Consider the following 13,095-nt stretch of genomic DNA (forward strand, 5'->3'; position numbering starts at 1 on the left):
ATGCTCGGCATGAATACACAGCATGCCTTTGAAAGAGGAGCGAAGGAGGCTCACCCATCATGAGAGCTGCCGCCGGCCCGTCGTGACTTGGTATGTTCAATGGGTCCGGGTGTCCGGAGCGCGCCGCGCGAGCGTCACGCGCCACCCGTTTTGCATCCGTGGAAAACCGCTTGCCACCGCTGCGCGTTGACGGTGCTCCCCGCGCCCCGCATGTTGCGCCCCATGCAGATCGCCATTCTCGGACCCGGCGCCATCGGGAGCACGTTCGCCTTCCAGCTCGCCCGCGCGGGACACGACGTCACCGTCGTCGCGCGCAACGCGCGGCTCGCGCAGCTCCAGCGCGACGGCGCCGTGGTGCTCGCCTCGGGCGACCGCGCGCCGGTGCGGGTGACCGCGGCGCTCGACGAGGGCGTCCCCTACGACCTGGTGCTCGTCACCGTCCTCGCGCCGCAGGTCGCGGAGATCCTCCCCGCCCTCGCCCGCAGCGCCGCGCGCACGGTGATGTTCATGTTCAACACGTTCGAGCCGCTCGAGCCGCTGCGCGACGCGGTCGGCGCGGCGCGGTTCGCGTTCGGGTTCCCGGGCGGCGTCTTCGCGCTCCTCCGCGACGGCGTGCTCGCGCCGCAGATCCGCGCCGGCACCACCGTGGGCGAGGCGTCGTGGGCGCGCGTCTTCGCGGACGCGGGCATCCCGACGGTGGTCGACGCCGACATGCACAGCTGGCTGCGCACGCACGCGGCGCTCGTGGCGCCGCTGATGGCCGCGAGCGTGCTCGTGGTCCGGCGCGGCGCGGGGCTCACCTGGCGCGAGGCGACGCGACACGCGGACGCGCTGGCGGCGGGCCTGCGCCTGGTGCGCGACCTCGGGAACACGCTCCGTCCGCCGGTGATCGCCGCGCTGAGCCGCCTGTCCAGCGTCGTCGTCACCGCACTCCTGTGGGGCCTGAGTCGCACGAAGGTGCTGCGCGACCTGGGCGCCCTCGGGCCCGCCGAGGCGCGCATGCTGATCGACATGATGTCGGCCGCCGCGCCGGGCCGCACCGCCGCGCTGCAGGCCATCCGCCCCTGACCCCCGCCGCATCACGGCGCTGACCAGGTCAGCGCGCTCGTCATAAAGATGCAGCTCGATGCGAACAGCGGGATGGGGCGTTGTTCCACGCCTCGAACGCGGCCGTTCCAGATCGCTGTCTGGCGTCGCTCCAGGTAACGCGGCATGCTCCGGACGTGATTCTTGAGCCGTCGCGGGCGGTTTCGTACGCCCGCCTCGGCCTTCCGGTGGCCCCTCCACCGCATTCGGCCCGATGCGCCCATGGGTCTGCTCGGAGACGCCGGCGTCGCGCCGGGAGCGCCGTCATCACAGGCCCCGGTCATCTGCTTGCTGACGAATGCTGGCTTGACCTCGATGGCGCTGGCAGCCGCCTTGCGGAGGCGGGCTCCCTCGGCGCGAACGATCGTTTAAATAGAATCATGGTGTGGAGGCAGAATCAGAATGAAGAAGAGAGAACTTGGTCATCAGCTTGGTCTCGCGGCGTGCGCAGTCGCCGCGCTCGGCCTCTCCACGGGCTGCTCGTTTGATGGCGTGTCGGACGAGCCGTTCGAGCCGCTCGACTCGCAGTCGTCCGAGATCGTCGGCGGCGAGGTCGCCGAGGCGAGCCCCTGGGCCGTCCAGGTCTTCGACGTGCGCGGGACCACCGGCGACTTCTACCAGTGCACCGGCAGCCTCGTCGCGCCGCGCTGGGTGCTGACCGCGCAGCACTGCATCGCGGACGAGGGCGAGACCTCGGCGGTGCGCGTCGGCAGCAACACGTACCGCGAGGGCCGGCGCATCGCGGTCGACGCCGTCGAGGTGCCCTCGGCCAAGGCCGACATCGCGCTGCTCCACCTGACCGAGAATGCCGATGGACCGTTCGTCCAGCTGGCCCAGGCGACGTCGGTCGCGACAGGCAGGGACGCGACGGCCTACGGCTGGGGGAGCGAGGGCACGCCGCTGGTGATGGCGCCGTCGCTCAAGAAGGCGACCCTCCACATCGACGGCTGGTACTCCGACGAGGAGCTCCTGGCGACCGGCGTGACGGGCTCGGGCTGGAGCGGCGACTCCGGCGGCCCGTGGTTCGTCGACGGGCGTCAGGTCGCCGTGTTCTCGGCCTCGAACGGGCAGGACGGCACCAACCTGCACGCGAGGCTCCTCGGCGTCGACGTCGCGCGCCACCGCGCGTGGATCGACGCGACGATCGCCGGCGGCCCCACCGTCCACCCCAGCGGCCAGGTCGTGCTCCACGATCTCTCGAGCTTCGCCGGCATCTCGCAGGGCTTCGGGATCGGCCGCCACAACCTCCCGGACACGACGATCATCGGAGACAACCGCGCGAGCGCCATCAGGGTCCCCGCCGGGCTCCGGGTCACGGTCTTCATCGACCACGAATTCGGGCGCGAGGCGCGCGTCTTCACCTCGGACACGGATCTCGTGGCCGCGGGCTTCGACAACACCATCTCGAGCCTCATCGTCGCGAACGCCTCGGACCCGCAGCTGGACGTGGTCACCTTCTACGAGCACGCCAACTTCTCGGGCGCCTCGGTCGTGTACGGCGTCGGCTCCTCCCTGTTTTACAGCACCCCATGGGACCAGAGGGCCAGCTCCGTCCGCGTCCCCTCCGGCTTCAAGCTGACGATCTACGACGGGCTCTGGCGATACTCGTCCGCGTCGCGCGTCCTCACGGCAGACGCGAACCTCGCCCCCCACAACTTCGACGACAAGACCCGGAGCATCCTCATCGAGCGCTTGTAGGAGCGAGCGCGCGGAGCGGCCAGCGCGCGGCTCCGATCCGCGCGCAGGCCTCGAGCAGGGGCTGGCCGCCCCGTCATCAGTCACCGTTGATGCGGTTCTGGTTGAGCTTCTCCATCACGCGGTCGAGATTGAACGCCGCCGGCCTTTGCCGGATCGGAAACTGCTCGAACGACTTGAGCACGTTCGCCACGTAGGCCTGGCAGGGCACGAGGAGGAACGCATGGTCGAGGACCCAGTCCCAGTACGTGTTCGAGCCGTCGTCGGCCCGCTCGAAGGGGTCGCGGCGGAGGTGGAAGATCTTCGGGGTCCGCAGCGAGACGAACGGCTCGACCCAGATCTCCAAGCGCGTGGCGCGCTGCTCCATGAAGACGAGCTTCCAGTCCTCATAGCGCATCGCCAGAACATCGCCGTCGTCGCCGACATAGAAGAACTCCCTTCGCGGGCTCTCCGTCGCCTGCCCGGTGAAGTAGGGCAGCATGTCGTAGCCGTCGATGTGCACCTTGAACTTCTTGTCGCCGGCCTCGTGGCCGTGGAGGAGCTTCTCCTTGATGTCGGTGACGCCCGCGGCGGCGAGCAGCGTCGGCAGCCAGTCCTGGTGGGAGACGATCCCGTTGAGCACCTTCCCGGCTGGGATCTTCCCGGGCCACCTCACGAACGCTGGCACTCGGAACGCGCCCTCCCAGTTCGTGTTCTTCTCGCTGCGGAAGCAGGTGATGCCGGCGTCCGGCCAGGTGTTGAAGTGGGGCCCATTGTCTGTCGAGTACAGGACGATGGTGTCGTCGGCGATCCCGAGCTCATCGAGCTTGGAGAGGAGCTTGCCGATATACTCGTCATGCTCGACCATCACGTCGTTGTAGACGCCCTGGCCGCTCTTCCCCCGCACGTCCTGCTTCGCGTGCGTGCGGAAGTGCATGTGGGTCGTGTTGTACCAGATGAAGAACGGCTTCCCGTCGCGGTGGGCGCGCTCGAGGAACTCCAGGCACCGGTCCGTGATCTCGTCGTCGATGGTCTCCATCCGCTTGCGCGTGAGCGGGCCGGTGTCCTCGATGCGCCCGTCGGCGAAACAGTGGAGCACGCCTCGCGGCCCGAACCTCTCGCGGAACGCCGGGTCCTCGGGGTAGTCGGGGTGCTCCGGCTCCTCTTCGGCGTTCAGGTGGTAGAGGTTGCCGTAGAACTCGTCGAAGCCGTGGTTCGTGGGCAGGTGCTCGTCCCTGTCGCCGAGGTGGTTCTTGCCGAACTGCCCGGTCACGTAGCCGAGCGGCTTCAAGAGCTCGGCGATCGTGGGGTCCTCGGGCCGGAGGCCGATGTCGGCGCCGGGCATCCCCACCCTGGTGAGCCCGGTGCGGATCGGGCTCTGGCCGGTGATGAACGCCGCCCGGCCAGCGGTGCAGCTCTGCTGCCCGTAGTAATCGGTGAAGGCGAGCCCCTCCTCGGCGATCCGATCGATGTTCGGGGTTCGATACCCCATCATCCCGCGGCTATGGAAGCTGATGTTCCAGACGCCTATGTCGTCTCCCCAGAGGATGAGCACGTTGGGCTTGCCACTGGGCTTCTTTGCTGTCTTCGGAGCAGGCGTACCAGACGTAGACATGGCGCTAGAATGGCATCCGAACGATGTTCGACAAGTCGGGAGAGCCCGCACTGGGCGCACCGAACATGGGCTCAGCGCTCCGCAGCCGCGTGATCCCGTGGTGGACGGTCGCGTTCGCGCTGTCCTCACTGCAGCTGAGGACGTGGCGATTTGCTGGAAGGACAGATCGCGGAGAACATGAGCGGCACGGGGAGCCGCCAGCCGAGATGCGCCACGGCCGCGAGAGCCGCTCGACGCGGTTCGACGGCTACGACAGCATCCCCTGATGTTCTGTCACGGCACGCTCGCCGCGTCGGCCGGGTCGCTCCCCGCGTCCCGCTCGTCCCCGTCGCGGAAGCCGTCGCCGTCGCGATCGATGCCGATCCGCTCCCCCGAGCCGGGCGGCACGCACGTATACGTCAGCTCGCCGCGGCGCCCCCTCGCGAGCAGGCGCAGCTCGGCCTCCGATCGCTGCGGCTCGCATTCGCGGTCGGCCTCGAACCGGCCACCCCCGGTGTACAGGAAGCCCAGCTCGTCGCCGTGGGACCGGCCCTTGACCACGAGATCGCAATCGCCCGCGTCCGCGCGCGCCACGAGCAGGTCGATCCGCGGCCCGGCCACCGCCGCGTTCGATGACGTGAGCGTGATCTGCTGGCCCACGATCGGCTTTAGGTTCGACTCCAGCGCCAGCATGTACGCTTCCACCTGGTGCTTCATGACGTCCCCCTCGGGGCCGACGGGGAAGCCGCCCGGCGTCTCCGGAGTCTGGACGAAATCGGAGAAGGCGTTGAACCGGAACAGCGTATCGACCGCGCCGTCGTGCAGGAACCCGAAGCCGCGGACCTGGTCGCCCATGTGCGCGTTGGAGCCGCCGAACGGGAACACGAACGACTCGGCCATCCCGAACATCCCGACCTTCTGGTACTGATTGCGCAGGTGCGGCACCTTGAAGAGCTGCGACTCGTTGGCGTTGGCCGAGCCGCCGTCGCTGCCGAAGAAGCCCGGCGCGAAGTCGTTGGGGTTCGCCTCCGGGTCGACGGCGTGGCACCCGATGCACGAGGCGCCGAGGATGCTCGAGACAGGCCCCCCGAAGAAGTCGCGCCCCGCCTGCTGATCGGGCGTGAGCGAGTCGTCGAGCGCCCGGATGGGGTTCGGCGGATAGGTGACCTGGAGGATGAAGTCCGCGAACGCGTCCATGTCCTCCTCCGAGATGGCCTCGTCTCGCCCCAGCAGGTCCACGAATGACGTCCGGAACTTGTTGAACGCCGCCCGCTCGTCGAACACCCCGCTGTCCGGCTGCGCGGTGGGCTCGTCATGGCCGCCCGTCCGGTCGCCGCGCCAGTGCATCGGCCCGTGGTTCGCCATGCCGCGCAGGCTCTGCGTCGTCATCGGCCCCTTCATCGGATGGAGGGTCGGGTCCTGGCCGAAGAGATCGGTGCAGAAAGGCCCCGGGTTCACCAGCGCGGTGCCGTCCGGGTTCCCCAGATCCCACGCGAGGCTGTCGAAGTCGCCGAAGATATGGCAGCTCGCGCAGGACGAGTCGCCGTGGCTCGAGCTCAGCGACGCGTCATAGAGGAAGCGGCGCCCCCGGACGACGCTCGGAGGCTCCGGGTTGTGCATCGGCACGTGCGCGACCTCGTGGCGGGTCCGCGTGTCGATGACCGAGATCGCGTTGTCGAAGCGCGCGAGCACATAGAGCCGATGCCTGTCCTCGTCGAGGACGAGCCCGGTCGGGCCGCCCCCGGGGACGTGGATCTGGTTCGCCGTGCTGGGCACGAACGTGCCCTTCTCGAGCTTCGCCGTGTCGAAGACGCCGATCTTGTCCGAGCCGAGCGCCGCGACATACAGCGTCTTGCCGTCGCTCGTCACGGCCATCTCCGTGGGCTGCGCCAGGCTCTTCGCGTTCTCGCTGCTCGAGACGGGCGCGCAGCAGCTGCTGTAATCGATGTGCTTGTTGAGGTGCCGCGGGACGACGCCGCTCGGGCCGAGGACGGTGATCCGGCTCTCGTGCAGGTGGCCCCGCACGCTGTGGCCAGCGAAGAGGCCCGGCCCCTCGAAGCGCTCCTCGTTGTGGGCGTCGGTGTTGGACACGTAGACCTTCCCGTTCACCGGGTTCACGACCATGTTGAACAGGATGGTCCCCACGCCCGTGAAGAAGCCGCCTGGCCCGGCCACCTGGCGCGGCGGGTTGGCTGTCGCGTCGATGACGAAGACGTCCTTGTCGGGCAGCGAGAAGCGCACCGCGTCGTCCCAGGGACGACCGAGCTCGTCGACCCAGTGCGCCCCGTCGAACTTGAGGATCAGCCCGACCTCCGGCTGGGGGATGCCCTCGAAATTCGTGTTGGGCCACGGCAGGCCGCCCTCGGCCTCCCCGCCGTTCGGCACGAGGCTCTCGTCGATGCTCGTCGTGCGGTTCCCCGAGTGGAAGGCGGCGGCGTAGACGCGCTTGCCGTCCGGCGTCACCGCGAGCGCGCGCGGCGTGTCGCTGAAGAGCGTCACGATGGAGAGCGGCGCGCCGCCGAGCGACGGCCCGAGGTGGTCGGCGTCGAACACCCAGACGTCCGCGCGCCCCACGCCGGGCGTCGTGATCTGCGGATCGAAGGGGATGTTCTGCCCGCGGTGCGCCGTGGTGATGAAGGCCCGCGAGCGCCGCGGCCCGGCGAATACGATGTCGCGCGGCTCATCGCCCACGAGCAGCGTACGAACCACGCGCGCCTTCTCGGCGTCGCGAACATCGACGACGCTCACGCTGTCGGACAGGTGGTTCACCACCCAGACCTCGTCTTCACCACGGGCAGCCACGGCGACCGGCTCGAGGCCCACGGGCACAGACGCTCTGAGCTGCAAACGATTGGCGTGGACGCGGAAGATCTCCAGCCGGTTATCGGGCGTGTTCACGGCGAAGAGCAGCTTGCCGTCCCTGGACAGAGCCATGGGGCGGACCTGGCCCGATTCGAAGGTCGTGAACGGTGTCGCGGCCGCCGCGGGGAGAGCGGCGGCGAGGAGCGTGGCCGTAGCACCGGTGCATACAGCCAGGAAGCGGCGCAAGCAGCATTGGGGCAGCATTTCTTCAACGTACGTGAAGTGAAGTCTTTCACAATAAAAAACGTGAATGTGTGATCGCGCCGCCATTGCGGGATCACTGGCGTCGATCCGGCTACACGCTCACACACAGGGCCGGTCAGGCCAGGGACGAAGCCCCGTCGAGGTGTCCACGGCGCATTGGCGCGGCGCATTGGCGCGGCGCTGGGGGCTCGAGGGCCCACGGCCCTCGAGCGGCGCTCACGGGGAGCCGCTGTCGAGGTGCCGGCCGACGAATTCTTCTATGGCTTCAAGCCGGAAGTCCCTGGCGAGCTGGCGCACATGCTTGGTGAACGGCGCGAGCGCCGGGTTCGACTGATCGAGCTTGTCTGCGTACTTCTGGATCTGGTTGACGAGCCCCCTGTGCGCGAGATCGCGCAAGGCCCTGAGATCCTCGGCCGGGGGCAGGGGGACATCCGCCGTGCCGAAGGCAGGGGTCACCCCCGAGCTGGGGCTGGCCTCCGCCTCTCCGGTCGCGCCGTCCTGCCGCTCGTGGATCCACTCCAGCCCGAGGTGCCGCTGCATCTTCTCGAGGAGCTCCTCCATCTGCAGCGGCTTGGCGACGAAGTCGTCCGCGCCTGCATCCAGGCTCTTGTCCTGATCGGTGATGAAGGCGCTGGCGGACGACGCGATGAGGATCGTCCCCGCGCGCTCCGGCATCTTCCGGATGCGGCGCATCATCTCCCAGCCGTCGAGCACGGGCATCGCGATATCGGTGATGATCAGGTCGAACCCCTCCTTCGCCGTCCTGTCGAGGCCCTCCTGGCCGTCGCTCGCCTCCGTCACCGCGAACCCGAGGGGCTCCAGCATGTTGATGATGACGGCGCGGTTCTCCCGCTTGTCGTCCACGACGAGGAGCTTCCGCCGCGCGCCCTTGTAGCCGACGATCTGCCCGTGCGCGGTCTGCCTCGCCGCCTCGGTCCAGTTCGGCGCCTCGGCGAGCGTCAGCTCCAACCAGAAGACGCTGCCCTTGTCGAGCTCGCTCCTGACCTGGATGGAGCTGCCCATCAGCGCGACGATCCGCTGGCTGATGGCCAGCCCGAGCCCGGTGCCCTCGCTGTGGCGCTTCTTGTCCCCGACCTGCTTGAACGGCAGGAAGATCTGGTCCAGGTGCTCGGCGCCGATCCCGCTGCCCGTGTCCTCGATCTCGAACCGTATCGTGCGCTTCCCGGCCTGCGCTCCGCGGCTCGCACCGTCCTGCGGGAGCTCGTCGCGCGCGTCCTGCTCTCCGCCCTGCGCCTCCGTGACCGTGAAGGTGACGCGGCCCTTCTCGGTGAACTTGATCGCGTTGCCGAGCAGGTTGAGCAGGATCTGGCGCAGGCGCCGCTGGTCGGTGCGCACGCCCCCGGGCAGCGCGGGGCCGGGCCTGTAGACGAACTCGATCCCCTTCTGCTCCGCGCGGATCCGGCAGATCTCGACCGTCGCGCGCAGGAAGGAGGGGAAGTCGAAATCGTTGGGGTGGAGCTCCATCGTCCGCGACTCGATCTTCGCCAGGTCGAGGACGTCGTTGATGAGGGTCAGCAGATGGGCGCCTGACTCGGAGATGACGTCCACCCCGCGCTGCTCCTGCTCGCCGAGGCGCGTGGAGCGCTTCAAGATCTGGGCGTATCCCAGGATGCCGTTCAGCGGCGTGCGCAGCTCGTGGCTCATGTTGGCGAGGAAGTCGCTCTTCGCCCGGTTGGCCGCGTCCGCGGCGGTCTTGGCCTCCTGGAGCTCGGCGGTGCGCTGCTCGACGCGCTGCTCGAGCTCCTCGTTCGTCTTTTCCAGGGCAGCGAACGACTCGCGGAGCTGCTGCGCCATGGCGTTGAGCGCGCCGCCTATATGCACGAACTCCCGGGTGCCCGACGCCTCGAAGCGCTGCTCGAGGTCGCCGCCACGGATGCGCTCCGCCGCCGTGACGAGCTGCCGCACGGAAGGCAAGGTCACGCGCATGATCACGAGCACGGGCAGCGCCACGATCGCCAGGATCGAGATCGCCGCGATCAGCAGGTAGTCCCAGTAAAGCCCCTTCACCGACGAGAGCATCGCCGCGCGAGGCACGTCGGTGAGCAGGTACCAGTCCGGCGCCGCGATGCGCGCCGCCACGATCACGCGCTCGGCGGTGTCGCTGACGACGCGCGCCGCCCGGCCGTCTCCGCGCTTCGCCTCCTCGAAGGCCCGCTTCAGCGCCGCGTCGCCCACGGAGTCGACCGTCAGCGTCCCTTTGCTCTCGTGGATCTCGCTCTGGTGCACGCTCGACACGAGCAGCGTTCCATCGCCGCTCACGAGGGCGTGCTCCGTCCCCGGGTACAGCGAGAGCTCCCGGAAGCTGTTCATCACCGCGTCGACCGTCACGTCGTGCCCGGCGCTGCCCGCGAACGCCCCGGCGCGGAAGAACGGCACCACCACGCTCACCATCCACTGGCGCGCCGCCGGGTCGTAGCTCGTCGGCGTCCAGCGCGGCTTCCCCTCGGGGTTGTTCGCCGGGAGCACCAGCGCCATCCACGCCGAGTTGACGAAGTCCACGGTCGTGTCGACCTGGTCGATGTAGCTCGTGTAGCTGGGCCAGTACATCACGAGCCCGTTCCGGGCGGGGATGAACCATGTATTGACGGGCTCCCCCGGAGCTCCCGCCGAATACAGCTCGGTCACGCGCTTCGTCTCCAGGAAAAAGAGCCTCTCCCTGTCGTCGAGCGGGTAACCTGCGGGCAGCCAGATGACGGCATCGCGCCCCGGAGCGAAGCCCGCCTTGCGCGACACCATCCCACCGTCGCGCGCGGGCCCGACCAGGGCGTCGAACCTCTCCGGGGAGCCCACAGGGTCTTCCTGGAGCGCCATGGTGAGGAAACGGCCATACCGGGCGACGCTCGCCTCCGCCTCGATCAGGCGGTCGTTCATGCGGCGGGTCCACTCGTCGTGCGTCCGCGTGTGGACCCCCAGCTCGTTCGTCAGGATCGCGCCCTCGATGGCCCACGCCGCGATCCAGATCCCCGGGACCACGAACACGAGCAGCGCGAAGACCAGCGGTCCTGCGACCCAGAAGGACAAGCTCGGTGCTGCGCGAAGCCGTGGCCCACCCCGCCCCGCCTGTTTGGTCATGACCGGCCATCGTACACGGATCATCGACGTGGCCTATTCCGAAACACTGCGCCTCGTGGTCGCGCGCCGCGCGCCGCGCCTACCTGGGCGAGGAGGGGAGCAGCTGTCGGAGCGCGTCCTGCAGGCGGCGGTACGTCACGATAGCGCGCCACTCCTCGCCCTCCTGCGCGAGGCCCCGGGCGACCTCAGGGCCGATGCCGGCCAGCACGCAGGCGCTGCCGAGGAGCCTCACCGCGGTCGCCACGCGCAGGAAGAGCGCGAGCGCGCTCGCCTCCATCCGATCGAGCCCGGTGACGTCGATGATCACCGCGCGCGCCCTCGTGGCCTTCACGGCGACGAGCAGCTTCTCCATCAGGTCTGCGCAGCGCTCCTCGTCGACGAGGCCGATCACCGGGACGCAGAGGATCTGGCGCCACACCTGGAGGATCGGCATGGACAGCGCGCGCATCGCGGCGCGCTGGTGCTCGATGAGCGAGAGCTTCTCGGTGATCTCCCGCTCGTGGGCGCGCTCGCGCGCCCGGGCGAGCTCCTCCTCGGCGCGGGCGCGCGCGAGCGCTTGCGCCGCCGCGGGCAGGAGGCGGCGGACGAGGCTGACGTGGCGCGCGCCGAAGAAGGCGCGCGCGGGGTGGGCGAGCACGAGCAGCGCCTGCAGCCCCCCGGCCTGGAGGGGCGCGTGGAGCGCGGAGCCGTAGCGCTCCAGGACGGCTTCCGGCTGGCGCTGCCACTCGGCGAGCTGGGTGACGTCGAAGCTGACGACCGGCCGGCCCGCGAGGGCGCGGGTGAACGCCGGCCCGCTCTGCCACGCGGTCAGCGACAGCCCTGGATCGGTGGCGGCGATGACCTCGCCGTCAGCCCCCTCGGCGAAGGCGATCACGAGCCCGGCGGCGGCGTCGAGACGCTCTGCGATCACCTCGACGACGCGCGCCAGCGTCTCCGCGAAGGTGCCTGGCTCCGTGAAGAGCAGGAGCGCCTCCGCCAGCCCTTCTGCCTCCAGCCGGAGCGCCCGCTCCTCTTCACGCGCGCGCAGCAGCTCGGCGATCGTCTCGCGGGCGGCCTCGTCTTCCATCGCGCCTCACTGTCCGAGGAGGATCACGGAGATGGAGAGGTTCGCATGCTGGTTCCTGCCGCGCGCGAAGCACCCTTGCTCCCCGAAGGTGAACCTGCCGAGGAACGGCGTCGCGCCGAGCGACGCGACGATGCCCTCGACCACGCGGTCGATGTCGTCGCGCACGGCGAGCATGCACCCCGCGCAGAAGATCACGAGCGCCCCCTGCGCGCGGAACGAGGGCGGCGCGGACTCCCGCGCGGCGTCGACGACGGAGCGGACGCGGCCGATGAGGCTCTCCCGCGACCCGCTCATGAGCACGAGCTCGTCCCCCTCGTTGATGTTCGCGCTGAAGGTCATGGAGTTGTCCTTCTCCACGGTGCTCGGGTGAATCAGCAGGAACTGGGGGACCTTACCGATCCAGCCCGAGGGCCGCCCGACGGGGTGGAGCGCTGTGTGCTCCAGGATGGAACCGCCGCCGAGCTGCCCGGAGATCAGGCCGCCGGTCCAGCGGTTGTACACCTCGGCGGCCGGGAGCCCGTCGATCTCGGGCAGGCGCCTGCCCTCGGCGCGGGTGACGCGACAGCGGTGCTCGGTGGGGACATAGCCGCTGCTGAACGCATGGCTGATCTCCCCGGACGGGTAGAGGGCAGTCAGGAGCACGGCGTCCCTGTGGGCGCGGCCGCGCTCCAGCTGCGATTGCGCTCCGTCGAGGGAGTCGGCCGCCGAGGAGCCGCCGAACACGGGCACGTCGGCGCCGACGACGTCCTCGATGCCGAGCAGGACCTGCTCCTCCGCGCCGGTCTGCGAGGTGAGCCAGAACAGGGCCGGGAGCTCGCCGGCGCGGCTGGCGTCCTCGATGGCGCGCTGCGCCGCGCGGGCGCCGGCCGCGCGCGGCGCAGCGCCGATCCGCTCGGCGGCGACGCCGTAGGCGCCCTGGGCGTCGGCGATCCCGAGCAGGGCGAGGCCTGGGCCGGGCGCGCCGTGGACCCCGGCGGCGGTCATGACGGACAGGCACGAGCTCGAGCCGTGGACGCGGACCGAGGCCGGCAGCGCCGCGGTGGCGCGCGCGAGCTCGTCGACGTCGTACGGCTCGGTGTAGCTCAGGAAGATATGGTCGGGCGCTGTGCCCAGGCTGGCCCGGAGCGCCGACACGGCCTCGTCGAACGCCTCGCCGGCCGCCGCCGCGGTGGAGGCTGAGGTAGCAATCTTCATGCGCACCGCTCTCCCTTGCTCACTCGCTCACGATGGCGCGATGACCACGACCTATACACGAACGCGCGCCGGCCCTGCCGCGATTTGACGGCGACCTGGACGTCGGCGAGGGCGGAGGGCGCGCTGTGGCATCTCGTCTCAGGCCTGTGACTGCCTGCCGCATGCGACCTGCCTGCGGACGCCGGCGAGCGGGCAGGGCCGTCGCGCGGACGTCCGGCGCCGCGCTGCAAGTGCCCGTATGTACATCAGATTTCCGGAAGGTGATCGCGGCGGCACCGTTCGTGTATCGCCACGCCCTGCCGCGGCGTGCTCGGCGCTCGAG

General features: G+C 69.8%; 7 protein-coding genes. 2 read left to right on the top strand and 5 right to left on the bottom strand.

Translation table 11 applies throughout. The annotated features are described in order from the left end of the window. Nucleotides 1–222: 222 nt before the first annotated feature. Nucleotides 223–1,068 (top strand): ketopantoate reductase family protein, encoded by an 846-nt coding sequence (locus tag WME89_RS14005; protein ID WP_438009679.1) that lies wholly within the window; start codon nucleotides 223–225, stop codon nucleotides 1,066–1,068. A 420-nt stretch (nucleotides 1,069–1,488) separates the two neighbouring features. Continuing rightward, nucleotides 1,489–2,784: a S1 family peptidase gene (locus tag WME89_RS14010; RefSeq protein WP_438009680.1), complete on the top strand. Its 1,296-nt coding sequence runs from the start codon at nucleotides 1,489–1,491 to the stop codon at nucleotides 2,782–2,784. Between the two features lie 76 nt (nucleotides 2,785–2,860). On the opposite strand, the gene WME89_RS14015 is transcribed toward WME89_RS14010, so the two are convergent. From WME89_RS14015 to WME89_RS14035, 5 genes are all read right to left on the bottom strand, one after another. After that, entirely contained in the window at nucleotides 2,861–4,375 is a 1,515-nt protein-coding gene (locus tag WME89_RS14015) for an arylsulfatase (RefSeq protein ID WP_438009681.1), read from the bottom strand. Between the two features lie 273 nt (nucleotides 4,376–4,648). Then, a complete protein-coding gene (locus WME89_RS14020; RefSeq protein ID WP_438009682.1) occupies nucleotides 4,649–7,420 on the bottom strand; it encodes a beta-propeller fold lactonase family protein in 2,772 nt (923 codons plus the stop codon). A 216-nt stretch (nucleotides 7,421–7,636) separates the two neighbouring features. Continuing rightward, nucleotides 7,637–10,462 (bottom strand): ATP-binding protein, encoded by a 2,826-nt coding sequence (locus WME89_RS14025; protein ID WP_438009683.1) that lies wholly within the window; start codon nucleotides 10,460–10,462, stop codon nucleotides 7,637–7,639. 130 nt (nucleotides 10,463–10,592) lie between these two features. Further along, nucleotides 10,593–11,579, bottom strand: coding sequence for an STAS domain-containing protein (locus WME89_RS14030; RefSeq protein WP_438009684.1), 987 nt, complete (start codon nucleotides 11,577–11,579; stop codon nucleotides 10,593–10,595). Between the two features lie 6 nt (nucleotides 11,580–11,585). Beyond that, complete coding sequence (locus WME89_RS14035; protein WP_438009685.1) at nucleotides 11,586–12,773, bottom strand: FIST signal transduction protein; 1,188 nt, start codon at nucleotides 12,771–12,773, stop codon at nucleotides 11,586–11,588. Between the last annotated feature and the right edge of the window lie 322 nt (nucleotides 12,774–13,095).

This window comes from Sorangium sp. So ce321, from assembly GCF_051530195.1.
GTDB lineage: Bacteria > Myxococcota_A > Polyangia > Polyangiales > Polyangiaceae > Sorangium.